A 23,642-nucleotide genomic window follows, 5' to 3' on the forward strand; every position below is an offset into this window, starting at 1 on the left:
ACTCTCAGTGAATGACGGTGAGCGGCAGCGGAATGCCGCGGTCGGTGAAGGTGAAGGCGGCGCCGGTGCTGATCCGGGTGATGGCCACCTCGGTAGCTTCCTTGAACGGCACTGCGGCGAGGGTCATTTCAGCGGTCCAGCCGTGCTCGTCGGAGGTGGTGGAGCGCACCTCGAACCGTGGATTCACGCCGCGCACCATGGCCTCCAGCGGTGCGAGATGGTCGGGATCGATCATCGAAGGCCAACTGCGGTCGGTATCGGCGTCGCTCTGCCATGGCAGCCGCAGTCGTACCGCATCGTCGGCGATGGATACGTCGATGCTGGTGTACGGCAGAGGATTCCATGCCGGATGCAGAAGCAGGACCTCGGCCAGCGCGGCCGGATCGTCATCGAGCCCGAGTGCGTTGCGAATCCGCTCGGAGGTGATTCCGGCAATGCCGGTGAATTGTTTGCGGCCGATATCCGCTGCGGTGTCGGCGGACCTCGCGCGCACGGCGGTCATGAAGCCGATGGTGAGCAGATGGTGTTGCAGGCACACCTCGTCGGCGATGCGCACCAGCGCCGACTTGGAGAAGTCGGCGAAGCGCAGATCACTGAGCAGCGGACCCGCGTAATCGCTTTGGCCCGGATCGGCCTCATCGATCGCGGACAACTCCAGCAGTGCGGCTCGGGAGTTGGCCACTACCTCGGCATTCGGCGGTGTGGGCGGTGGGATATGGGCCGGATCGATAATGACGGTCCACGCGCACACCGGTTTTCGGTCCGCCGGATGGCGCGGCGGCCGATGGATCGGCCGGACCTGGGCATGCGGATTGGTGGCGAGGGCGGTGGCGTCGAAGGTCGGATCCTCGATGTCGTGGCACATCGACACCACGAAGTCCTCACCGAGCGGTTCCACATCCGCCAGCGCGCCACAGTGGTCCAGCCAGAACTCGCCGTGATCGCGATCGTCGACGCGGAACCGGAAGTCCATGAACTGCGGCGGCGCACCGATATCGAGTTGCAGCCCCTTGAAGATGGTCGGCACGTCATCGCCGTCGAAATCGAGCGCGCGACGCATGCGACGGGTATAGACCGGACTGGCCAGCTGCCACTCCTCGATGGCGACCGCCGCCATGCCCTCGCGCCCGAATGCCCCGATGGAGTGCGCCATTCCGGACCGGTCGATCAGATGACCGCACAGCAGCAGTTCGGGCACCAGCGTCGCCAGCTGAGCCCGCGACAGGCGGTCGAAGCTCGAGATCACCACAGGGGAACCGGTGCTTCGCCGATCCGATACCAGCCCGGCAGTGTCTTTCCGGAGACCGACCGCTGGATGCGCTTCTGCATGCCCGCGGTCAGCGCATTGTTCTGGATCATCTCCACGAACAGCTGCGAGACATTGCCGAAGTCGAAAAAGTCACGCTGCCAGGACCATTGGTAGTTGCCGCCGTAGCGGAACCAGCTGCCGCCGATGCCCTCCGGACTGTAATTGCGGCCGTCGGGTCGCTTGTTATCGCTGATCTGTTTCCAGAAGCCGATGACATCGCCGCTGCGCTCATCGATGACGAACTGTTGGTACGGATAGGACCAGCCCTCCAGGCCCTCCATCTCCTGACCGAGTGCGAGTTCCCGGATCTCGGCCCGCCCGACCGCCATGAATTCCTGGGTCGGACCGTAATTCCAGCCGTAGGTGGCGTCCTCGGTATACATCTCGGCGAGTGGCTTCCAATCGCCCTTTTCCTCGCAGCGCTGGTTCTCCAGCACCCAGCGCCGGACCATCTCGTCGAGTTCGGCGCGGTCGAAATCTGGCATTAACGTGTCCCTTTCAAAGGTTCGTCCTCACGGATCGACAACGCTTGGGTCGGGCAGTAGCGCACCGCGCGTTCGACATCCGCGCGGGCTTCGGGACCCGGTGTCGGGTCGAGGATTTCGACCTTGCCGCGCTTGGGCACGGTGAAGGCCGAGGGCGCCTCGTCCTGGCAGACGGCGTGCCCCTGACACAGATCCAGATCGGCGATGATCCTCACGGTCGGCTCCTGTCCTCGGCATTCGGTAATGGACGCAGCGGGGCCTCGGGCTGGACCTCGACCAGCACGAGATGTGCCCCGCGTGGTGCGGAGACCACGGCAATGACCGCGGCCGCGAGATCGCTGGCGCGCAGCATGTACGGGTGCCGGGCGAAACCCCAGGCCTTCCAGTCCGCGAGCATCGGCCCGACCACCTCGGGGGTGGAATTCATGCCCATGCCGGTCAGCGTCGGACCCGGACGCACCAGTGACGCCCGAATCCCGCTGCCCTCCAGCTCCATTCGCATCTGCTGGACCATTGCCTCCAGCCCGGCCTTGGCCGCGCTGTAGGCGCCGGTGCGCGGGCGCGGTTCCTCGGCACAGTCGGAGCTGATCAAGACGAAATCGCCGCGCTGCCTGCCCATCATTCCCGGCAGCACCCGGTGCACCAACCGGTGCGCGCCGACCAGATGCACCTGCACCTGCTGCAGGAAGCGCTCCGGCTCCATCTCGTGCACCAGCGAGAATTCGATATCGCCCGCACCGGAGACCAGGATTTCGGTCGGCCCGATGGCATCTTCGGCCGCGGCGACGAAATCGTCGATGGATGCCGAGTCGGTGACATCGAGTTGGTGGGCGAAGGCCTCGCCGCCGTTCGCGCGGATCTTGGCCGCCAGCGCCTCGCATTGATCCACCCGGCGTGCCCCGAGTGCGACGGGATGGCCGAGTTCGGCGAGCGCCTCGGCCGTCGCCGCGCCGATACCGGAGGACGCTCCGGCCACAATCGCCGGTCGGCGCGCCGGATTCGGTTCGAACCGTGGCATTATTTCGCCTCCACGATGACGGGCAGGTTGGCGAACCCGCGGACATTGGTCGAGTGCACGCGCTTGATCCCGGCGTCGACGACGTCGTAAGACCGCACCCGCGAAGCGAATTCGCGCAGCGCGATGGTGGCTTCCAACCGGGCGAGGTGTGCGCCGAGGCAGAAGTGCACGCCCGCACCGAAACTGGCGAGTCCGGCCTTATCGGTGCGTCCGATGCGGTAGCTGTCGCCGTCGGCGAAGACCTCCGGATCCCGATTGGCCGAACCGATCAGCAGCAGTACCTTCGCACCCTTCGGGATGGTGCGGCCGTGCTGGTCGATATCCACCGCGGCACAGCGGGCGACCATCTGGCTGGAGGTGTCGTAGCGCAGCGTCTCCTCGACCCAGTCGGTGACCAGCTCGGGTTCCGCGACGACCTTGGCGTATTCGCTCGGATTGCGTGCGCTCCAATACAGCGCATTGCCGAGGAGTTTGGTGGTGGTCTCGTTACCGGCCACCACCATCAGGAACATGAAACCGATGATCTCCTCGTCGGCCAGGGTGTCGCCGTCGATTTCGGCATCCAGTAGCGCCGAGGTGAGATCCGTTGTCGGAGCGCGCCTTCGCGCGGCGACCATATCCGCGTAATAGGTGAGCAGTGTGATCGATGCCTGCGCGGCGGCCATCGGGACATCCAGGACGCCGTCCTCGCGGTGCACCACCAGATCGGCCAGCCTGCGGATCTCCGCGCGGTCGGCCTCGGGCACGCCCATCAGCTCGGAGATGACATCCATCGGGAGTTTGCCCGCGACCTCATCGATCCAGTCGAACTCGCCGGTCGCGAGTGCCGGTTCGAGGTAGGACAGCGTCAGTGCCCTGATCCGATCTTCCATCTCGGCCACTCGCTTGGGGGTGAAGCCCTTGTAGACGAGTCGGCGCATGCGCATATGCCGGGGATCGTCCATGGCAAGGAACGACATCACCCGGCTCGCGTGCGGGCCCCAGGCCGCCGGATCCAGCGAGACCCCGTTGGCGCTGGACAGCCGGACGCTGTCGCGGAAGGCCGCGGTCACATCCGCGTGCCGCGACAGCGCCCAGAAATCCAGATCGGCGTTGTGATAGAGCGGCGCCTCGGTGCGCAGTCGTTCGTAGGTGGGGTACGGGTCCTCGTGGAACGCGTAGTCGTAGGGGTCGAAGGTCAGGGGCTCCAGTGAGGCGGCCGTCATCGCGATAACCCGTAATTCGAGAACCGGTTCTCATCGGTGAACGGCGTCGCGTCATCGATGGGAGACACATAGCTGGACATGTGTCTGGACGGTACCACCGGCCTGGCGAATTCGACAGAGGTTTCCTGAACAATCTGGGTGGAGGTGGCATAAGGGGCGAATGATGGCTGGTAGGTCTTGGTGGGCGCCGTCGGACTGGTTTGCGAGCGCAGTTCTGAAACGGGTTCTTGCGCCTGGAAGGCTACCGAGACTATATTCCGTACACCTGTCCAGACAGTATCGGAGCTTTTATGGATGCGGCATCGCGCAACGATTCGATGAGGGATGGCGGTCGGGCGACGGTCGGGCGCAGTCTCCTGCCCGCCGAAGGTTCGCGCCTGCTGATCGGCGGCAAACTGGTCACCGGCGGGGACGGCGTCTTCGCGACGGTGAACCCGGCGACCGAAGCGGTCATCGGTCAGGCCGCGAATGCGAACGGCGCGGATATGGACGCGGCCATCGCGGCCGCGCGCACCGCCTTCGACGACACCGACTGGTCGCGCGATCACGCCTTCCGCGCCCGCTGCCTCGAACAGTTGCGCACCGCATTGCAGGCCAATGTCGATGAGCTGCGCGAGATCACCATCGCCGAGGCGGGCGCGCCGACCATGCTGACCAGGGGGCCGCAATTGGAAGGCCCGGTCGCCGATCTTTCCTACTCCGCATCGCTGGCCGAAACCTACAGCTGGGAGACCGATCTCGGCACCGCGACGCCGATGGGCATCAAGAGCCACCGGGTGCTGCGCCGCGAGGCGGTCGGCGTGGTGGGCGCCATTACGCCGTGGAACTTCCCGCATCAGATCAATTTCGCCAAACTGGGTCCCGCGCTCGCGGCCGGAAATACCGTGGTGCTCAAGCCCGCACCCGATACCCCGTGGTGCGCGGCGGCGGTCGGCGCGATCATTGCCGAGCAGACCGATATTCCGCCCGGCGTCGTCAATATCGTGACCTCCACCGACCACGGTCTCGGCGCGCAACTCACCACCGATCCGCGGGTCGACATGATCAGCTTCACCGGCTCGACGCAGACCGGCAGATCGGTAATGACCGGCGCGGCAACGACTTTGAAGAAGACCTTTCTCGAACTCGGCGGCAAATCGGCATTCATCGTGCTCGACGACGCGAATATCGCGGGAGCCTGTTCGGTGGCGGCGTTTTCGGTTGCCGTGCACGCCGGACAGGGGTGTGCCCTCACCACCCGACTGTTGGTACCGCGTGCCGCGTATGACGAAGCGATCCAGGCCGCAGCGGCCACCCTGTCGGGCATTGTGCCCGGTGATCCGGCCGATGCGCGCACCGTCTGCGGACCGCTGATTTCCGAGCGGCAGCGTGCCAGGGTGGAGCGGTACCTGGAGATCGCGCGCGCCGAGGGCGGCCGGATCGTGGTCGGCGGCGGCAGACCGGCGGGCCGTGAGCGCGGGTATTTCATCGAACCGACATTGATCGCGGACGTGCCGAATACCGCGACGGTCGCCCGCGAGGAAATCTTCGGACCCGTACTCGTGGTGATTCCGCACGATGGCGACGACGATGCGATCCGGATCGCCAACGATTCACCGTACGGACTGTCCGGCTCGGTATGGGGCACCGACCCGGACCGAATTCGGCACGTCACCAATGGCGTTCGCACCGGCACGATCGGCGTCAACGGCGGCATCTGGTACTCGGCCGACGCACCGTTCGGCGGCTATAAGCAATCCGGCATAGGCCGGGAAATGGGCCTCGCCGGATTCGAGGAATACCTGGAAACCAAGCTCGTCGCGACCGCCGGATAGACCACAACAGGAGCTGACTTCATGACTCGATTCCCGGGAAAGACCGCCATCGTCACCGGCGCCGCCCAAGGCATCGGCGCGACATACGCCAAGGCACTGGCCAACGAGGGCGCCAATGTCGTTGTCGCCGACTTGAATACCGAACGCGGTAAAGCTGTCGCGGCCGAGATCACCGCCGACGGCGGCAGCGCCATCTTCGGCGAGGTCGATGTGGCCGATCCGGAATCGGCCACCGCGCTGGCCGAACTGACCGTCCGCGAGTTCGGTGCGATCGACCATCTGGTCAACAATGCCGCCATCTACGGCGATATGAAACTCAACCTGCTGCTCAGCGTGCCATGGGACTACTACAAGAAGTTCATGAGCGTGAATATGGACGGCGCGCTGAATATGACCCGCGCGGTGTGGCAGCACATGGTCAAGACGGGCGGCGGATCGATCGTCAACCAATCCTCCACCGCCGCATGGACCTACTCCAGCTTCTACGGCCTGGCCAAGGTCGGCATCAACGGCTTGACCCAGCAGCTCGCCTTCGAACTCGGCGGCTCCAATATCCGCATCAATGCCATCGCGCCCGGACCCATCGATACCGAAGCCACCAAAACCGTGACACCGAGTGTCATCGTCGACGATATGGTGAAACGGTTGCCGCTCAAGCGAATGGGAACACCGGATGATCTGGTCGGCGCCTGCCTGTATCTGCTCTCGGACGAGGCGAGCTGGGTCACCGGGCAGATCTTCAATGTCGACGGCGGACAAGTGTTCCGGTCATGAGTAGCGAATTGCCGGTCGGCTTCATCGGTTTGGGAAATATGGGCGCACCGATGGCCAAAAGTCTGCTGTCCTGGCCCGGCGGACTCACCGTCTGCGATATGCGCCCAGATGCGGTCGCGCCGCTCACCGAAGCCGGTGCGGCATCGGCCGGTTCGGCCGCCGAGATCGCCGAGAAGGCGGCCGTCATTTCGGTGACCGTACTGGACGACGCGCAGGTGCGGGCCGTGGTCACCGGACCGGACGGGGTGTTGCGGACGGCCGCCCCGGGCACCGTTGTCGCCGTACATTCCACCATCAGCGACCGCACCGCCGAGGATTTGGCGGCCGAATGTGCCGAGCACGGCGTCGAATTGGTGGACGCGCCGATCAGCGGTGGTGCGGCCGGGGCCACCCGCGGCAAGCTGGCGGTGATGGTCGGCGGCAGCGATACGGCATTCGAGCGGGTGCGCGAGCCTTTCGGCTGCTTCGCCGATCTGGTCGTGCACGCCGGCCCGGTCGGCGCGGGCACCCGAATGAAGTTGGCGCGCAACCTCTTGCACTTCATCGCATTCACCGCGGCCACCGAGGCGCAGCGGCTCGCCGAGGCCGCGGATCTGGATATCACCGTGCTGGGCAACGTCGTCCGGCACTCGGACGCGGTGACCGGCGGTCCCGGCGCGATCATGTTGCGCGACCGCACCGCGCCTATCGAACCGAATGATTTCTGGCTGCCGATCCTGAGCCATGTGCGCGATCTCGGCGAAAAGGATCTGAGCTTGGCCCTGGATCTCGGCGCGCGACTCGGCGTCGAACTGCCGCTGGCGGAACTGGCTCTCGACCGCCTCGGGCCCGGTCTCGGTGTGCCGAAGAAAAGGGAATCCAATGAGTGAAGCATCGGGTAGCGATTCGATGGGGAGTGGCGGTCGGGTGACGAGTGAGACTGCGAACGGATCTGCTGATTCCGTGCGTCAGCGCGGGCTGGCCAAGATGGCCGAGGTCTACGGCACCGAATTCCAGAACTACCCCAGCGACCATTTCGCGGTGACGGCCGATCATCTCTTCGCCGAAATCTGGTCGCGCCCCGGACTCACCATCCGGGACCGCCGACTGATCCTGCTCGGCGCACTCACCGCTCAGGGGGCGATGGATACCGCGGGTATCCAGATCGGCGCGGCCCTGCGCAACGAGGAGCTGACCGAGGCGCAGCTGCACGAGATCGCGCTGTTCCTCTGCTATTACGTCGGCTGGCCGAACGGCACCAAACTCGACCTGCTGGTGGGAACTATTGTCGCCCAACAGAAAAAGGCTGCGCGCAAGCAGTCCGAACAGGTGGGAGAGTCCGAATCGACTGTATCGTCCGAGGACGCGAGCAAGTGAGGAACGCGAAACATGTCTGATGCCGCAAAGATTCGGCCGCTGCGTGCCGACGCGGTCGCCGCGTGGGATTTCGAGGCAGACGTCGTCGTCGCCGGATACGGCATCGCGGGTGTCTGCGCCGCCATCGAGGCCGCCCGTGCCGGCGCGGACGTGCTGATCCTGGAACGCACCGGTGGGTGGGGTGGTGCGGCGGCCATGGCCGGCGGCTTCATCTACCTCGGTGGTGGCACGCCCTTGCAGCAGGCGCTCGGCTTCGAGGACACACCGGAGAATATGGAGACATTCCTGCAGGCCGCGCTGGGGCCGGGACAGGACAGGGCCAAGATCGCGGACTACTGCCAGAACAGCGTCGAACACTACAACTGGCTGGTCTCCTGCGGTGTGCCGTTCAAGGAGCAGTTCTGGGGTGAGCCCGGTTGGGAGCCGCCGCACGACGAAGGTCTGATGTATTCCGGTGGCGAGAATGCCGCGCCGTTCAACGCGATCGCGAAACCCGCTCCGCGCGGCCATGTTCCGCAGATGGCGGATAAGAAGATCGGCGCCAAGAGCGGCGGCTACATGCTGATGAAGCCGCTCGCCGATACCGCCGAAAGTCTCGGCGTCGGTGTCGAATACGACATCCGGATCCGGCGACTGGTGATCGATGAGACCGATCGGGTGGTCGGTGTCATCGCGACACGCTTCGGCAAGGAGGTCGCGATCCGCGCCGAGCGCGGAGTCGTGCTCGCCACCGGCAGTTTCGCCTATCACCAGCAGATGATCGAGGGCTATGCGCCGCGGCTGATCGGGCGGCCCGCCGCCGCGATCGAGGAGCACGACGGCATCGGCATCCTGGTCGCGCAGGCGCTGGGGGCGGAGCTGGCGCACATGGATGCCACCGAGGTGGCGTTCTTCGGCGATCCGCAGCTGTTGGCGCGCGGCATCCTGGTCAACGGGCGTGGCCAGCGCTATATCCCGGAGGACACCTATCCGGGGCGGATCGGGCAGGCGACGCTGATCCAACAGGACAATCAGGCATTTCTGGTGATCGACGAGGAGTCGCTCGAGGAGGCGCTGGCCACGGTGACATCCACGCCGTTCTTCCGGCAGCCGCCGACCTGGGCGGCCGAGACGGTCGCCGAGTTGGAGTCCGATATGGGTCTGCCGGAGCGCGCGTTGCAGGGCACCATCGACTGCTACAACCTGCACGCGGCCGATGGCAAGGATCCGTTGCTCGGGAAGAAGCCGGAGTGGGTCAAGCCGATCGCAACGCCGCTCGCGGCCTTCGACATGCGGGGATTCACCGCGGGTTTCACGCTCGGCGGGTTGCGCACCGATCTGGATTCGCGGGTACTGCACGTTTCCGGTGAACCGATTCCCGGCCTGTTCGCCGCGGGCCGCTGCACCTCCGGGCTCTGTGCCGGTGGCTATGTCAGCGGTGCGTCCCTCGGTGACGGCAGCTTCTATGGCCGACGCGCCGGTCGCGCCGCAGCAAAGTAGGATCTAGACACATGTCCGAAGGTGAGTCCATCATCCTGGAGGCGACCCGGCGTCGCCTCACCGAGAAACAGGCCGACACCGTCGACAAGCTGACCAAGGCGGCGGTGGAAGTGCTTGCGCGCGAAGGCTTCGCGGGGATGACCATCCGCATGGTCGCCGCGGCGGCCGGGGTCGGCACCGCCACGGCGTATACCTACTTCTCCTCCAAGGAACACCTCGTCGCCGAGATCTTCTGGCGTCGCCTGTTCGCCAGTTCGGCTCCGGTCAGCGATGATCCGGACCCCACGGTCCGGGTCGTCGCCGAACTGCGCAATATCGCCATGCTGGTCGCCGACGAACAGGAACTCTCCGGCGCGGTGACCAGCGCGTTGCTCGGTCGCGATCCCGATGTGGCGCATCTGCGCGCGCGGATCGGGATGGAGATCCGCAAACGACTGGTGCGCGCCCTCGGTCCCGACGCCGACCAGGACGTAGTCGAATCCCTGGAACTCGTCTACGCGGGCGCACTGGTCCGCGCGGGTATGGGCTACGCCTCCTACTCCGAAATCGCCGACCGCATCGAGAAATCCGCATTGCTGATCCTGAAGTAGCGCACTTACCTGTGAGGTAATCGACTTCATTATCGGAGCCCGCAATGATGGTGGGGCACCTGATGATTGGAGAAACCGATGCCCTACTTCGAATCGCACGACGGCACCACGCTGCACTACCAGGACTGGGGTTCCGGACAGCCCGTGCTTTTCCTGGCCGGTGGCTGGCTGAGCAGCACTTCGTGGGAATTGCAGATGCTGCCGCTGGCCAAGCAAGGGCTGCGCTGTCTGTCCTACGACCGGCGTGGGCACGGCAAGTCGGACTGGGTGGGGCACGGATACGACTACGACACGCTGGCCGCGGATCTGGCGGCATTCCTGGACCATCTCGATCTGCGGGAAGTCACGGTCGTCGCGCATTCGATGGCGGGCGGTGAGATCGTCCGGTACCTGACCCGGTACGGCAGCGATCGGATCAGCCGGGTCGCGCTGGTCTCGGTGACTTTGCCGTATTTCGCGCAGGCCGAGGACAATCCGAACGGCGTGCCGAAGGCCGTCTTCGACGCGGTGGGTGCGGCTCGCGCCGCGGACCGGCCGCTGTGGATGGAGCAGAACGCCCAGGCATTCTTCGCCACGCATCTGGGCAACCAGGTGTCCTCGGCGCGGATCGCGTGGATGGTCCAGAAGTGCATGGACTGTTCACTTCTCGCGGCGGACGAGATCATGAATACGATCTACAACGCCGACTTCCGCGACGAGCTGCGCGCACTCACCGTGCCCACGCTGGTCATCCACGGTGACGCCGACGCCTCGGCTCCCATCGACCTCTGCGGTCGGGTGATCAAGGACCTGATTCCGAGCAATACCTACAAGGAATACCCGGCCACCGGACACGGCATCATGATCTCGCACGCCGCGCAACTCAATGCCGACATCCTCGATTTCATCAAGGCATGAGGCCGGTAGTTCTAAGGGTTCATTGAGACCTCGAGAGTTGGGGGAGGTCCCTGATGGCGCGGGCACGCGATACCGGACAGACTGGGTTGCATGACTTCGCACGCCCTAGGTGCCGACCTCGAGAATTCGGCCGCCGCCACTACCGTGGCGGCCCGCGCCATCGACCTGGTGAAGGTCTATGGACACGGAGATACACAGGTCAGGGCACTGGATGGGATATCGGCAGAGTTCGTGAAGGGGGAGTTCACCGCGATCATGGGACCCTCCGGATCGGGCAAATCGACCCTGATGCACTGTCTGGCCGGGCTGGACAGTGCCAGCACCGGAACGGTGCGGATCGGCGAGACCGATCTAGCCGGGCTCTCCGATAAGCAGATGACTCGGCTGCGGCGCGATCGCATCGGGTTCGTCTTCCAGGCGTTCAACCTGGTGCCGACACTGACCGCCCAGGAGAACATCACCCTGCCGCTGGATATCGCTGGCCGCAAACCCGATCAGGACTGGCTGGACACGGTCATCAAGCGGCTCGGGCTCACCGATCGACTCACGCACCGGCCGAGCGAACTGTCCGGCGGACAGCAGCAGCGGGTGGCATGTGCGCGTGCGCTGGCCGGTAAGCCGGAGATCATCTTCGGTGACGAGCCGACCGGCAATCTCGACTCGCGCGCCTCGGAGGAAGTCCTCTCCATCTTGCGCGCGGCGGTGGACGAATTCGGGCAGACGGTCGTCATCGTCACCCATGAGCCGCACGCGGCCGGATATGCCGACCGGGTGGTGTTCCTCGCCGACGGTCGCATTGTCGACGAGTTGCGTGATCCGACCGCCGAATCGGTGCTGGACAAGATGAAGTCGCTGGAGCAGGTGTAATGAGCGGCAAACCCATGCGCAAGGTGGTCTTGCGCAATCTCGCCGCGCACAAGGTGCGATTGGCATTGACCCTGCTATCGGTGGTGCTCGGAACCGCCTTCATCGCAGGCTCGTTCGTCTTCACCGATACACTGCAGCGCACCTTCGATGGCATTTTCGCCAATCAGGCCAAGGGCGTCGATGTGCGGGTGAGTCCGCAAAAGCAACAGGCACAGGGCATTCCGCTCAGTGTGGTCGATCAGATCTCGAAGATGGACGGCGTGCGGGCGGTCGCACCGAGCGTCAACGGACCGCTGGTGCTGCTGTATCCGGATGGCAAGAAGGCCGTACAGACCGGTGGCGCACCGACTTTCGGTCAGTCCTATATTCCGCCGGACAAGGCGGTCGCCGAACCCGATAAGTTCGTCCAGGGCGCCCCACCCGCGCACGAAGGCGAGATCGCGCTCAATACCGGTGGCGCCGAACGCGCGGGTCTACATGTCGGTGACAAGACTAAGGTGCTGATTCCCTCACACGGCAACCCGATCGACGTCACCCTCACCGGAATCTACCAAGTCCCCTCGGACACCGGCGGATTCATCGGTGTGCTGTTCGACGACGTGCAGGCGCGCCAGCTGTTCACCGACGGCTCGCATGTCGCCTATGTTGATATCGCGGCCGCCGCCGGTACCCCCGGCGACGAACTGCGCGACAGGATCGCGAACGTGCTGGTGGATTACAAGGTGCAGAACGGCGATGAGGTGCGCGCCGATCTGAAGAAGGAAGTCTCCAACGCGCTCAACTTCATCAATTACTTCCTGCTCGCCTTCGGTGCGATCGCACTGATCGTCGGCACCTTCATCATCTACAACACCTTCTCGATGATCGTGGCCCAGCGGCTGCGTGAGTTGGCGCTGTTGCGCGCGGTCGGCGCGAGTCGACAACAGGTGGGTCGATCGGTGGTGGCGGAGGCACTTGTCATCGGATTGATCGGCAGCGCAATCGGTTTGGCGGGCGGCATCGGTCTGGCCTTCGGGCTTTCGGCGCTGCTCAACGCATTCGACCTCGGCCTGCCGACCGGATCGCTGACGGTGTTGCCGCGGACGGTGATCGTCGGAATGCTCGTCGGGCTGCTGGTGACGGTGGTCAGCGCCTATGCGCCCGCCCGCCGCGCCGCCAAGATTCCGCCGGTTGAGGCCATGCGCGAGGAGTTCGCCTCGACCGGAGAATCGCTGCGACTGCGCACCGGAATCGGCATCGCGCTTGCCGTCGCGGGCGTGGTTCTCGTGGTACTCGGTGCACAGAAGACCGGCGGCCATGCCGCATTGACGGTCGGGATCGGCGCGCTCGGCCTGATCTTCGCGGTACTGCTGGCCGCGCCCGCATTGTCGCGGCCGGTGGTGGGCGGTCTCGGGGTGCTGCTTCGGCCGTTCGGATCTATCGGCCGGATGTCGCGCAATAATGCCGCGCGCAACCCACGGCGCACTGCCGCAACGGCTTTCGCGCTCACCCTCGGTCTGATGTTGGTGACCGCGATCGGCATGCTCGGCGCATCGGCGAAGGCCAGCGTGAGCGTGCTCGTCGATAAAGGTGTGCAGGCCGACTATGTGCTGGCCGGACCGCAGATGATCGGTGTGCCGCTCGGCGCGGGTGATGCCGTGCGCAAGTCGGTGCCCGGGGCGGCTGATGTGGTCGGCTTGCGCGGTGTCGCGTTCAAGATCGGCGATGAGCAGGTGGGCGGCACCGAATTCGACGGCTCGCCCGACAGTGTCCTGAACTACGACATGATCAAGGGCACCAACACGCTGGGTGACCACGATGTCATGGTGTCGAAGGACGAGGCCGATAAGCGTGGCTGGAAGGTCGGCGACCAGGTCACCGTGACGAGCCTGGGGTTCAAGAAGATTCCGGTAAGGGTGGTCGGCATCTACAAGAAGACCCCGTTGCTCGGCCCGTTGGTGGTGTCGCCGGTCATGTACGACGAGGTGATGCCGGTCAACTTCCGGACCAATCTGTTCATGTTCGTCAAGGCGAAGCCCGGGGCCGATCTGAACCAGATGCGCACCGATTTGGAGCATGCGACCGAGCAATTCGTCGTGGTCCAGGTGCAGGACCGGGAGGAGTTCAAGGGCGCGCAGGGCAAGCAGATCAATACGTTGCTCGCCATCCTGTACGGACTGCTCGCGTTGGCGGTGGTGATCGCCATTCTCGGCATTGTCAATACCTTGGCGCTGTCGGTGGTGGAGCGTCGTCGCGAGATCGGCATGCTGCGTGCGGTCGGCATGCAACGCGCGCAGGTGCGCCGGACCATCTATCTGGAATCCATGCTGATAGCGGTATTCGGCGCCATCGTCGGAATGCTGCTCGGCCTCGGTCTCGGTGTCGGCTTCCTGCGGACCCTACGTGACCTGGGCATCGATGAGATCGCCATCCCGTGGAACCAACTGGTGCTGGTGCTGATCAGCTCGGCCGTTGTCGGTGTGCTCGCGGCGCTGTGGCCGGGTATCCGGGCCGCCCGCACGCCACCACTGGCGGCCATCGCCGATCTATAGGTCTACCTCGGAAATCAGCGGGGATGCCACCGCCGTAGGTGCCGCTGTGCCACCGACTTTCTCGGCGACGAAAGGGCGAGATCGCTTGCGGCACCGAGATCCTCGGCTAGGGGACAGGTCCGCGACGAGGTGGTTATGGTGCCTGCGGGCAGCCGCTCGGATCGCCGTGGGTGAGTGCCGCTGCGTCACAGCCGAATTCGCGATGGCGCTGCGGCGGTCGAGTCTGCGCCGACGACGGCCGCGCGGCCCTTCGAGTCATTGATGGGTGGTTCGGAAGCCGAGCGGGCCGTTGTCGCCGCTCGGCCGCTCGCTGTAGGGCGGAGATCGAGGTGCCTGCTGCGATGGCTCGTCGGTTCCGGCTGCGGCGACAGGATCCGCTGTGAATCGCGGCCGTCCATGTACGGATGGTGATCTACGGCTGTTCGTCGTCGGTGTCGCGGGCATTTGCCCCGGCCGGATTGTCGAGCCCTCTCGGCGATGTCTCTCCGGTCACAGTGTGCTGAGTCTTGCTAACGACTGATGCTACGGTAAACGGAGGTTATTACTCCGTTTAACATGTGGGGTTGGATGGTTAAGGAGGCCGCTGGCAATGGTGGCAGTGGGTCTCGGTGGTCCGAACGTGGATTTTTCGCCCGCGTTCGGCGGCATCGCCGAGAAGATGAGGGCGGCGGTGCACGGCCGCGGCGGCGAGGCGGTTCGGCAGCTCGCCTTGATCACCGTGCTCTATCTGGCCTATCGGGTCGGACGGATGTTCACCGCCGACGACACCGTGCACGCGCTCGGCAACGCCAGGGCCATGCTCGGACTCGAGGATAAGCTCGGGCTGCCGGAGGAGACCACGGTGCAAGCGGTATTCCTGCATCGGGATTTCCTCGCGGTACCGGCCAATTTCTATTACGCCACAGCGCATTTCACGGTCGCGGTCGGGGTGCTGCTGTGGCTGTGGGTCTTCCGGCCGGAGCACTACCGCTGGACCCGCAATCTGATGGTGGCATTGACCGGAGCCGCGCTGGTGGTGCATGTGCTGACACCCCTCGCGCCGCCGCGCATGCTGCCCGAGTACGGATTCGTCGACCTCGCCGCTGTACACGGCCAATCCGTCTATGGCTCACCGGAATCCGGCGGACTCTCGAACCAGTTCGCGGCCATGCCCTCGCTGCACGTGGGGTGGGCCTTGCTACTGGCCTTCGCAGTGGTCGCGGCGACCCAGAGTTCCTGGCGCTGGCTGGCGCTGGCGCATCCGGTGCTCACCACGGTCGTCGTGGTCGGGACCGGCAATCACTACTGGCTCGACGCGATCGTCGCGGTGGTCCTGCTCGGGTTGGCGGCGCTATTGCATCCGCTGGTGGTGCCCGCCTCGGCTACCGCGTGGGGCGCTATGGGACCCCAGCTGGTGCCGACGCGCTGACTCAACCGGTTCCGGCATTTCGGTTGGCCCAGGCTTGGACATCGCCGCGGTCGAGGGCCCGGGCGAGCAGGTCCGGGAACTTGTCGGGGGTGCAGGCGAAGGCCGGTACGCCGAGGGCGGCCAGGGCTGCGGCATTGTCGTGGTCGAAGGCGGGAGCACCGTCGTCGGAGAGGGCGAGCAGCACTACCACCTGCACGCCGGATTCCCGCATGGCATGGACACGGCGCAGCATCTCTGCGCGGATGCCGCCCTCATAGAGGTCGGAGATGAGGACGAACAGGGTATCGGCCGGGCGAGTGATGAGCGATTGCGAGTAGGCGATGGCGCGGTTGATATCCGTGCCGCCGCCTAGTTGGGTGCCGAAAAGGACCTCGACCGGATCGGTGAGTTGTTCGGTCAGGTCCACGACCTCGGTATCGAAGACGACCAGAGACGTTTTCAGCGAGCGCATCGAGGCCAGCACCGCGCCGAAGACCGAGGCGTAGACCACGCTGGAGGCCATCGAGCCGGATTGATCGATGGCGAGCACGACATCGCGGCGCACCGCCTGCGCCTTGCGGCCGTAGCCGACCAGGCGTTCGGGCACCACTGTCCGATGTTCGGGGAGGTAGTTGGCCAGGTTCTTGCGGATGGTGCGGTCCCAGTCGATATCGCGCAGCCGAGGTCGGGTGACGCGGGCGGCGCGATTGAGTGCGCCGGAGACCGCGGCGACGGTGTGCGCGGCAATGCGCTGTTCGATTTCGCGGACCACCTTCTCGACCACCATTCGCGCTGTCGCCTTGGTGGTTTCGGGCATGACCCGATTGAGGCTCAGCAAGGTGCCGACCAGGTGCACATCGGGTTCCACGGCTTCGAGGAGTTCGGGTTCCAGCAGGAGCTGGGTCAGATTGAGGCGATCGACGGCATCGCGCTGCATGACCTCGACGACTGTGGACGGGAAGTAGCTGCGGATATCGCCGAGCCAGCGGGCCACCTTCGGTGCGGAGCCGCCGAGCCCGGCGGAGCGCTTGCCGGAGGTCTGGTCGTCGGTGTTGTAGACCGCGCCCAAAGCTCGATCCATGGCCTCGTCGTCGGCGGAACCCAAGCCGCCGAGGGATTGTTCGGCGGCGGTACCGAGCACCAGACGCCAACGCCTGGACTGGGTTTCATCGATCGCGTTCATCCGGTCACTCCGGGGAGTTCGGTGGCGGCACTGTGCCGCCAGATCGTGGTTCGGGGTTGATCGAGGGCCCGAGCGCGGTGCTGAAGGAGCGCGTCGGGCTCATACCGGCACTCCCAGAATGTCCGCGACCGTGCGCATGGCGATGAGCCCGCGTTCGACATCGAACGTCGTGTCCTCGCCGGTCGACGGCGCGCCGGGGCCACTGTCGCGCACCGCCTGGCCGATGGCCCGGCGCTCCCCGGATTCGAAGGCACCGAAGGTACGGCGCAGCAGCGGCAGGATTTCGACGAACATAGCGTCGTCGAGACTGCGCAGCCAATCGTCGATGAGCCGCAACAACTCTCGGTCGTGGACCAGCAGTAGGCCGCGACCACCGAGGAAGCCGTCGATCCAGGCGGCCTTGGCGGCGGCGGTATTGCCGATCGAGAGCGCGGCCGAAAGCCTACGCGCGGAATCGGATTCGTCGATGCGTCCGGCATCGGCGAGCAGTCGGACGGCGCGACCGACGAGGGCGCCGTGCACATCGTCGCGGTCGGCGAGGCGGTGCAGGGCGGCCAGCCATTCGCCGGTGGCCCAGTCGTTGTCGCGGGTGTGGATGGCGGTATGCGCGGCATCGAGTTGGCTGCGGAGTTGTTCGGCGGCATCGGTATCGAGGCCGGTCACCGCGCCGGGTAGGCCCGCGCAGATCCGAACGAGCAGACCGTCGGCGACGTGCGCGAGTGCCTTGGTATCGGTGCCGCGGACGTCGCCGTAGCGCAGCGTGCGGGTCAGGCCGGGGAGGGCGGCGAGCAGGTGGGTTACGTCGTGGTCGAGTGCCGCTGCCGATTCCAGGCGGGTGATCAGGCCGTTGGTGGCGTCGCCGAGATCGGCGAGCAGTGCGACCTCGAGCGCGTCGGTGAGATCGCCCACGGTACTGCCCGCACGGCCCGCGGTGTCCAGGATCTTGGCTTCCGCCGCGGTGCGGATGGTGGTGCCCCAGCGGGAAGCCTCGATGATCGAGACCGCGAATTCGGGTCGCCACCGCAGGGTCCAGGATTCGCGGAAGGTGCCGGTGCTGCGCACTTCGCCGGTTGTCGGTGTGCCCCAGTCGATTCCGAGCACGCGCAGGCGGTGCAGCAGTCGGGAACGCTCGACTTCGCGCTCCTTGCGCAGGTCGAGATCGAGATTGCGGGACAGGGCTTCCTGCCTGAGCCGCAGGGTACGAATCCGGGCACGCAGATCGGCATCCAGCGGGACGGTCGGCGTGCCATCGGGCACGGCGCCGAGCGCCTCGCCGACCACCAATTCGGACGCGACCAGCCGCAGCAGCGTCTCATCGCCCGCGCACATCACCGACCGCACTGCCTCGGTGACCTCCGACAGTCCGGCCAGTGGCCGAGCCCGCAGCGCCGCGAGTGTGTCGGCGAGCCGGACGGATTCGATGATGTGCGCACTGGAGACCGGCAGATCGTGCGCGCGCAAAACCCCCGCCACCTTGGTCAGCCAGCGCGCGATCGGCTGCTCGGTCTCGGTGAACAGATGGTGGTACCAGCCCGGCGAGGTGATTCCGGCGCCGTATCCGGAGGTCGTCGCCAGCCGCGAATGCGTCCACGGCACCCAAGTCAGGGTCGCCTTCACCTTCGGCAGGCCCTTGAGCAACTTGGCATCCGCCGTCGCTGGCCCCAACTTCCCCGCCAACGCCGGTGCATGCCACGCCCCACACACGACGGCGACTCGCCGCGCCCCCTCTTTCAACACCTTCCGCATCGTCTGCCGCATATAAGCCTCACGCCGCAAGGTGTGCGCGTCGATTCCGATGCGTTCCCGCTCAACGTCTTCCAGCCCCGTCGCTTCGCCGACAGTGTCGCCGGTCGGTGAGTTGTCGCTGGCCGACCCTTCGCCTGCGATGGAGCGGGGTCCGTCGTCGGGCTCGAGCGTTTCGCCGCCACCTGCGGCGGAGCGATCAGCCGTCGGGGTGCCGCGCACCTCGTCCGGCGGTTGGCCGGGCGGGGTTGGGTCCGTGGCAGGTCCGATCGCGAACATGCCCCGTTCAGCGGCTTCCCGCAGTGCGCCCATCGCCTCGGTGATCGCTTCGAAAGCTTCGGTGTCGGCTACGGATTCGACTACCGCGTCCCACCAGCGTTCGGCATCGTCATAGCCAGCGGCGGCGGCCAATTCGGCGAGCGGGTCGATGCGGTCGCCCGGCTCGTCTTCGGTGGCCAGGACGGTGGTCGCGGGCAGATCGCAGAACCGTACCGGCACGGCGTGTTCGGCCGCATATCGCAGCGCCTGCCATTCCGGGGAGAACACCGCGAACGGCCAGAATGCGGCCTTGGCCGGCTGGTCCGGCACATAGGCCAGCAGGGCGACCGGTGGCGACATTCCCTCGGCCGCGACGTATCCGACCAGCGGGTCGGCATCGGCCGGGCCCTCGATCAGGATCGCGTCGGGACGAAACTGTTCCAGCGCGGTGCGCAGGGATCGGGCCGAACCCGGGCCGTGATGACGGATGCCGAACACGCGGGTCAGCGGGGCACCCGAGGCGGTGCTCTGCTGGTCGTCGGCCGTGTTTGTCTTGCTCACCGTGTCACCCCTGGTCGGACATGCGGTGTGGTCGGATCACGCGGCGGCGTGCCCTCATCCGGTGACCTCCCGGCAGGCGCGGTAGAAATCGGACCATTCGGGGCGTTCGCGCACAACGGCTTCCAGATATTCCGTCCAGATGACGGCGTCGGCCACCGGATCCTTGACAACCGAGCCGAGGACCGCGCCCGCGATATCGGACGCGCGCAAGGTGCCATCGCCGAAGTGCGCCGACAAGGCGATCCCGTTGGTGATCACCGAGATCGCCTCGGCGGTGGAGAGCGTGCCGGACGGGGTCTTGAGTTTGGTGCGGCCGTCGGCAGTCATTCCGGAGCGCAATTCACGGAAGACACGCACAACCCGGCGTACCTCTTCGGCCGCTGCCGGAACCGTCGGAAGTTCCAGTGCCGAGCCGAGCTGTTCGACGCGCCGGGTCACAATGGCGACCTCTTCGTCCTCGCTGGCGGGCAGCGGCAGCACAACCGTGTTGAAGCGGCGACGCAGCGCGGAGGACAGATCGTTGACGCCACGGTCGCGATCATTGGCAGTGGCGATGACATTGAAGCCCTTGGCGGCCTGCACCTCCATCCCGAGTTCCGGCACCGGCAGAGTCTTCTCGGAAAGCACGGTGATCAGCGCATCCTGCACATCGGATGGAATGCGGGTGAGTTCTTCGATCCGGGCGATCGCCCCGAGACGCATCGCGGTCATGACCGGCGACGGCACCAGCGCACCCTCGCTCGGCCCCTCCGCGAGCAACCGCGCATAGTTCCAGCCATAGCGGATCGCCTCTTCGGCCGTGCCCGATGTGCCCTGGACAAGCAGCGTCGACGCACCGCTGATCGCCGCCGAAAGATGTTCCGATACCCAGGTTTTCGCGGTACCGGGCACGCCGAGCAGCAGCAGCGCCCGATCGGTCGCCAGCGTCGCGACCGCCACCTCCATGAGCCGTCGCGGCCCGACGTACTTGGGGCTGATCACAGTGCCGTCATCGAGCGTGCCACCGAGTAGATAGGTGACCACCGCCCACGGCGACAGCTGCCACGACGGTGGCCGCGGCCGATCATCGATCGCGGCCAGTACCCGCAACTCCTCGGCGTAGGCCTGTTCGGCATGTGGACGCAACAGCTCCGGCATCGAATCGGTAGTGGTCACTGCAACTCCTCGAGCATCATCGAGCGGTGGTTGAGGTCATGGGCGAGCTGATCGAAGGCTCGCTCCCAATTGGGATCGGCGCATCGGCGCGCCACCGCTGTGGCCGTCCGCGCCGCGCCGATGGGTAGATGCACGGCCGCCGCGGACAGCAGCGACCGATGTGCGCTCGGGCCGGTGCCGTGCGCTTCCGGGCGTTTGGCCGCGGCACGTGCGCGTTCGAACAACAACAGAATCAGGTGTTGGGCAAGAGGTTTCGGCCACGGATGGCCCATGGCGGGCAGCAACGCCTCGAGCTCGGAGAGCCACGCACCGTCCAATTGCAGCAGATGCCGGGTGCGATCGGGCAGTGGCAGCAGTGCGAACAATTCGCGCCGCCGCAGCATCGCCAGATCGGTCGGCACGCCGGCGTCGAACAGCGCCCGCGCCCAAGCCGGATCCTGTTGTGCCAGTGCGGCATCCACCCAGCCGTCGAACAGCGGCTGCCGGAACCGGTCACTGATCTTGGCCCGGGTGGCCTTATCCGGTGCGCCGAGTTCGGACTCCCAGTGCGTCAACGGTGTCGCCGCGACGAGTTGCCGCAGCCGACCCGCACGCAGATCCGGCGCGCCGTCCCAGCGATAGGTGAACTCCACGGTTCGATCGTTGATGCCATCTCTGCGGTCGGCATCGTCGAGCTCCTCCGGAATGCGGACAACCAGATTCGGATGCAGCAGCAGATGTTCGACCGTGACCCATGCGCTCGCGCGCCGAGTCATGCGCTGGGTGAATGCCGAATTCGGCAGCAGCGGCAGCAGTCCGGCCGCGACTCGACGGACATCCGATCGCCGATCGTCCAGCGCCGTCTCCAGCAGCGGTTCGTCGTCGGCCGAAATCCCATCGGCGAGTACGGCGAGTAGCTCGGCCTTCAGCGGACCGGATTCCTTCGGCCAAGCCGCGGTCAGTGCTTCCCGTGCGGCCTTGGCATCTCGGTGGCGCAGTCCGGTGAGCCATGCGCGGCGTTCGGGTGGTTGGCCGAACAGCCAGCTCTGCTCCGTCGGCGCATCGGAAGGACCTCGGCGCACCAGATCGCGCCAGTCCGGATGTTGGTCGGCCAGCCAGCGTCCGCGGATTCCGGCCAGGCGCAATAGCGGCTCGCGCAGTTCGGCATTCGCCTTCGCCTGCTCCAGCAGTGACGCGCACAAGGCATCCGGGGCGCGATAGTCGAATGGCACTGCGGCCGCGAACCATTCGGGCAGGAAGGGCGACCGGTCCCGCAACAGGCGGGCGAGGCGGGATGCCGCAGCGCGGGGCAGGAGACGCCGTGCGTCATCCATGGCGGGTTCGGGTTTGGTCGCCGTGCTGGCGGATATGCCGCCGCGCGCGAAAGCGCCACGCAGCGCGGCGGATTCGAGCAGCAGCAGTGCCGGATCGGTGCGCAATCGGGTCGCGGCGGCCGCCACCGGAGCCTCCAGCCGCGTGGGATCCGCCGCCCTCCGGGCCGTGCCGAGCAGCGCCACCGAGGTCAACTCCGGCGATACCGACGCGGCGGGCGCATTCGACGCCGCACGCGTGCCGAACTCCGTACTACCGACATCGACCACCTCACCGGAGGTGAATACCGAGATCGGCACCAATCCGGGCGCACCCCATTCGGCGGCCAGCGTCACCGGATGCCCACCGGACACCCCGAGCAGCCGCCAGGGCTGCTCGGTGGCCGCAACAGGCAGCGCGGTGCCGTCGGATTCGGTGATATACCAGCCATTTTCGGTCCACACCGGCACGACATCGGTGAGCAGCAGCGGTCGCGATCGCAGCCACGGATCGCCCGCGAGCGCCTCGGCATGCTCGGTCGATGCGGCGGCGATCGTCCCGTCGGCGATCGTCCCGTCGGCGACCGGCAGGGTGGTGAACGGTTCGGCCGCGCCGTGCCGTTCGCCCCAGAGCGCCCGCAGCGGCGCGCCACTCGGGTAGTAGTGCAGATCCGCCTCGGCCATCATGCCGGGCAGCGGCACCTCCGCCGAGAAGCTCGGCGCTCCGAAGGAATGCTCGAGCAGTAGTGCCCAGCGTCGAGTCCGCCTGCCGTACAACCAGGTTCGGCGCGTGTAGAGCCGCTCCTCCTCGCTGGTTCGGAGGCCGAGTACCTGCCACTGATCCCGGACCGCCGGTTCGGCGCGCACGGATTCGGCCGATGTCGGATAGCCGATATGGGTGCGGATGCTGGCCCGCAGCTGCGGCGACAATTCGTCCAGGCGGCGGTGCGCGGCGATCAGCAGATGCAGTCTTGCGTATTCGGCGAGTACCACATCGGGCCAGTCCGCCCTGGTCACCACGGTGGTCGGCAGTTGACGCAATGCGGCGGCGACACCGGGTGCCTGTGCATCGACCATCCGGGCCGCGATCGCCTCGAAAGCGCGAAACGAGCGATCTGCCTGGGCCAGTCCGGTCCGTACCTGATCGCCGAGCCAGATATCGAGTTCCTCCAGACCCGCCGTCACCCGCACCCGCCGCTGTTCGGCGGTCGCCGGATTGGCCGTGCGGGACTGCGGGTCGGTAGCGGGCTCGGCCGCGCGGTCCGCGCGTGCGTTGATCCATTCCGCCGCGAAGTCCGCGATCGCGGCGTGGGCGACCGCGCCGCCCGACCAGGTGAGCAGGAGCGATAGTGCGTGCTTGCACGGAAACTTGCGGCTCGGACACGAGCACTTGTATGCCGGACCCGCCAGATCCACGATCGTCTGATACGGCTTGGCGCCGCTGCCCTGACACAGGCCCCACAGCGCGGTGTCGGACTGCCCGGTGCCGTGCCAGCGCCCGGCGAGCTTGCGCGCGGCCGATAGCGAGCTCGCATCGGGTGCGAGCGCGCTGACCTGTTCCTCGGTCCACGGCGCGGTCATGTGTTGGCTCCCGCCTGGTTCATCCGGCGGCTCCGGATCGGCTGTATGTCATATCTTCCCCCAACTCGGTTGCCGAATTTCTACCGCACCCCACCGACAAGTCAGGTGGTGAGCGGGTGTTTTTCGTGGAATACGCTGCGCGGACCACAGTTTCGGCACC

19 protein-coding genes are annotated in these 23,642 nt (G+C 66.2%); 10 read left to right on the forward strand and 9 right to left on the reverse strand.

Annotated features, from left to right (window positions below; translation table 11 throughout):
* Nucleotides 1–4 precede the first annotated feature (4 nt).
* From ACQP1T_RS07575 to ACQP1T_RS07595, 5 genes are read right to left on the reverse strand one after another with little or no spacing between them, the layout of a single operon-like run.
* Nucleotides 5–1,249 (reverse strand): hypothetical protein, encoded by a 1,245-nt coding sequence (locus ACQP1T_RS07575; protein ID WP_433759233.1) that lies wholly within the window; start codon nt 1,247–1,249, stop codon nt 5–7.
* Entirely contained in the window at nt 1,243–1,794 is a 552-nt protein-coding gene (locus ACQP1T_RS07580; protein WP_062984146.1) for a nuclear transport factor 2 family protein, read from the reverse strand. The genes ACQP1T_RS07575 and ACQP1T_RS07580 overlap by 7 nt, the downstream gene beginning before the upstream one ends.
* Nucleotides 1,794–2,009: a ferredoxin gene (locus ACQP1T_RS07585; protein WP_433759234.1), complete on the reverse strand. Its 216-nt coding sequence runs from the start codon at nt 2,007–2,009 to the stop codon at nt 1,794–1,796. Before ACQP1T_RS07585 ends, ACQP1T_RS07580 begins: the two co-directional genes overlap by 1 nt.
* Nucleotides 2,006–2,812, reverse strand: coding sequence for an SDR family oxidoreductase (locus ACQP1T_RS07590; RefSeq protein ID WP_433759236.1), 807 nt, complete (start codon nt 2,810–2,812; stop codon nt 2,006–2,008). The genes ACQP1T_RS07585 and ACQP1T_RS07590 overlap by 4 nt, the downstream gene beginning before the upstream one ends.
* Entirely contained in the window at nt 2,812–4,017 is a 1,206-nt protein-coding gene (locus ACQP1T_RS07595) for a cytochrome P450 (protein WP_433759238.1), read from the reverse strand. The genes ACQP1T_RS07590 and ACQP1T_RS07595 overlap by 1 nt, the downstream gene beginning before the upstream one ends.
* A gap of 317 nt (nt 4,018–4,334) precedes the next feature.
* Here ACQP1T_RS07595 and ACQP1T_RS07600 point away from each other — a divergent pair, with 317 nt between their 5' ends.
* From ACQP1T_RS07600 to ACQP1T_RS07645, 10 genes are all read left to right on the forward strand, one after another.
* Nucleotides 4,335–5,831, forward strand: a complete 1,497-nt coding sequence (locus ACQP1T_RS07600; RefSeq protein ID WP_433762049.1) for an aldehyde dehydrogenase — start codon at nt 4,335–4,337, stop codon at nt 5,829–5,831.
* 21 nt (nt 5,832–5,852) lie between these two features.
* A complete protein-coding gene (locus ACQP1T_RS07605; RefSeq protein ID WP_433759240.1) occupies nt 5,853–6,605 on the forward strand; it encodes an SDR family oxidoreductase in 753 nt (250 codons plus the stop codon).
* On the forward strand, nt 6,602–7,474 hold the full coding sequence (locus ACQP1T_RS07610; protein ID WP_433759241.1) for an NAD(P)-dependent oxidoreductase: 873 nt from the start codon (nt 6,602–6,604) through the stop codon (nt 7,472–7,474). Before ACQP1T_RS07605 ends, ACQP1T_RS07610 begins: the two co-directional genes overlap by 4 nt.
* 19 nt (nt 7,475–7,493) lie before the next feature.
* Entirely contained in the window at nt 7,494–7,961 is a 468-nt protein-coding gene (locus tag ACQP1T_RS07615; protein ID WP_433762051.1) for a carboxymuconolactone decarboxylase family protein, read from the forward strand.
* A gap of 12 nt (nt 7,962–7,973) precedes the next feature.
* Nucleotides 7,974–9,440 carry an FAD-dependent oxidoreductase gene (locus tag ACQP1T_RS07620; RefSeq protein WP_433759242.1) on the forward strand — a complete coding sequence of 489 codons (1,467 nt, stop codon included), beginning with the start codon at nt 7,974–7,976 and terminating at the stop codon, nt 9,438–9,440.
* Nucleotides 9,441–9,451: 11 nt separating this feature from the next.
* A complete protein-coding gene (locus ACQP1T_RS07625; RefSeq protein ID WP_040694975.1) occupies nt 9,452–10,030 on the forward strand; it encodes a TetR/AcrR family transcriptional regulator in 579 nt (192 codons plus the stop codon).
* A 78-nt stretch (nt 10,031–10,108) separates the two neighbouring features.
* A complete protein-coding gene (locus ACQP1T_RS07630) occupies nt 10,109–10,927 on the forward strand; it encodes an alpha/beta fold hydrolase (RefSeq protein ID WP_433759243.1) in 819 nt (272 codons plus the stop codon).
* Between the two features lie 90 nt (nt 10,928–11,017).
* Entirely contained in the window at nt 11,018–11,794 is a 777-nt protein-coding gene (locus ACQP1T_RS07635; protein ID WP_433759244.1) for an ABC transporter ATP-binding protein, read from the forward strand.
* The gene (locus ACQP1T_RS07640) at nt 11,794–14,325 is read left to right on the forward strand and encodes an ABC transporter permease (RefSeq protein WP_433759245.1); all 2,532 of its coding nucleotides are present in this window, start codon (nt 11,794–11,796) and stop codon (nt 14,323–14,325) included. The genes ACQP1T_RS07635 and ACQP1T_RS07640 overlap by 1 nt, the downstream gene beginning before the upstream one ends.
* 589 nt (nt 14,326–14,914) lie before the next feature.
* Nucleotides 14,915–15,733 (forward strand): phosphatase PAP2 family protein, encoded by an 819-nt coding sequence (locus ACQP1T_RS07645; RefSeq protein ID WP_433759247.1) that lies wholly within the window; start codon nt 14,915–14,917, stop codon nt 15,731–15,733.
* A gap of 1 nt (nt 15,734) precedes the next feature.
* Here ACQP1T_RS07645 and ACQP1T_RS07650 read toward each other — a convergent pair whose 3' ends face one another.
* The 4 genes from ACQP1T_RS07650 to ACQP1T_RS07665 form a co-directional block, all read right to left on the reverse strand.
* Nucleotides 15,735–16,895, reverse strand: a complete 1,161-nt coding sequence (locus tag ACQP1T_RS07650) for a VWA domain-containing protein (protein WP_433759248.1) — start codon at nt 16,893–16,895, stop codon at nt 15,735–15,737.
* A gap of 99 nt (nt 16,896–16,994) precedes the next feature.
* Entirely contained in the window at nt 16,995–19,457 is a 2,463-nt protein-coding gene (locus ACQP1T_RS07655) for a DUF5682 family protein (RefSeq protein WP_433759249.1), read from the reverse strand.
* 54 nt (nt 19,458–19,511) lie between these two features.
* The gene (locus ACQP1T_RS07660) at nt 19,512–20,594 is read right to left on the reverse strand and encodes an ATP-binding protein (RefSeq protein WP_433762053.1); all 1,083 of its coding nucleotides are present in this window, start codon (nt 20,592–20,594) and stop codon (nt 19,512–19,514) included.
* Nucleotides 20,595–20,608: 14 nt separating this feature from the next.
* Nucleotides 20,609–23,482 (reverse strand): DUF5691 domain-containing protein, encoded by a 2,874-nt coding sequence (locus ACQP1T_RS07665; RefSeq protein WP_433759250.1) that lies wholly within the window; start codon nt 23,480–23,482, stop codon nt 20,609–20,611.
* Between the last annotated feature and the right edge of the window lie 160 nt (nt 23,483–23,642).

The organism is Nocardia sp. CA-135398 (assembly GCF_050955845.1).
Lineage (GTDB): Bacteria > Actinomycetota > Actinomycetes > Mycobacteriales > Mycobacteriaceae > Nocardia.

What these genes read in the sequence shown, in the direction of transcription:
- ACQP1T_RS07580 (WP_062984146.1), bottom strand. Translation starts at nt 1,794, where the DNA reads ATGCCAGATTTCGACCGCGCCGAACTCGACGAGATGGTCCGGCGCTGG.
- ACQP1T_RS07590 (WP_433759236.1), bottom strand. Translation starts at nt 2,812, where the DNA reads ATGCCACGGTTCGAACCGAATCCGGCGCGCCGACCGGCGATTGTGGCC.
- ACQP1T_RS07595 (WP_433759238.1), bottom strand. Translation starts at nt 4,017, where the DNA reads ATGACGGCCGCCTCACTGGAGCCCCTGACCTTCGACCCCTACGACTAC.
- ACQP1T_RS07600 (WP_433762049.1), top strand. Translation starts at nt 4,335, where the DNA reads ATGAGGGATGGCGGTCGGGCGACGGTCGGGCGCAGTCTCCTGCCCGCC.
- ACQP1T_RS07605 (WP_433759240.1), top strand. Translation starts at nt 5,853, where the DNA reads ATGACTCGATTCCCGGGAAAGACCGCCATCGTCACCGGCGCCGCCCAA.
- ACQP1T_RS07610 (WP_433759241.1), top strand. Translation starts at nt 6,602, where the DNA reads ATGAGTAGCGAATTGCCGGTCGGCTTCATCGGTTTGGGAAATATGGGC.
- ACQP1T_RS07615 (WP_433762051.1), top strand. Translation starts at nt 7,494, where the DNA reads ATGGGGAGTGGCGGTCGGGTGACGAGTGAGACTGCGAACGGATCTGCT.
- ACQP1T_RS07620 (WP_433759242.1), top strand. Translation starts at nt 7,974, where the DNA reads ATGTCTGATGCCGCAAAGATTCGGCCGCTGCGTGCCGACGCGGTCGCC.
- ACQP1T_RS07625 (WP_040694975.1), top strand. Translation starts at nt 9,452, where the DNA reads ATGTCCGAAGGTGAGTCCATCATCCTGGAGGCGACCCGGCGTCGCCTC.
- ACQP1T_RS07630 (WP_433759243.1), top strand. Translation starts at nt 10,109, where the DNA reads ATGCCCTACTTCGAATCGCACGACGGCACCACGCTGCACTACCAGGAC.
- ACQP1T_RS07635 (WP_433759244.1), top strand. Translation starts at nt 11,018, where the DNA reads ATGACTTCGCACGCCCTAGGTGCCGACCTCGAGAATTCGGCCGCCGCC.
- ACQP1T_RS07640 (WP_433759245.1), top strand. Translation starts at nt 11,794, where the DNA reads ATGAGCGGCAAACCCATGCGCAAGGTGGTCTTGCGCAATCTCGCCGCG.
- ACQP1T_RS07645 (WP_433759247.1), top strand. Translation starts at nt 14,915, where the DNA reads ATGGTGGCAGTGGGTCTCGGTGGTCCGAACGTGGATTTTTCGCCCGCG.
- ACQP1T_RS07650 (WP_433759248.1), bottom strand. Translation starts at nt 16,895, where the DNA reads ATGAACGCGATCGATGAAACCCAGTCCAGGCGTTGGCGTCTGGTGCTC.
- ACQP1T_RS07660 (WP_433762053.1), bottom strand. Translation starts at nt 20,594, where the DNA reads ATGCCGGAGCTGTTGCGTCCACATGCCGAACAGGCCTACGCCGAGGAG.
- ACQP1T_RS07665 (WP_433759250.1), bottom strand. Translation starts at nt 23,482, where the DNA reads ATGACCGCGCCGTGGACCGAGGAACAGGTCAGCGCGCTCGCACCCGAT.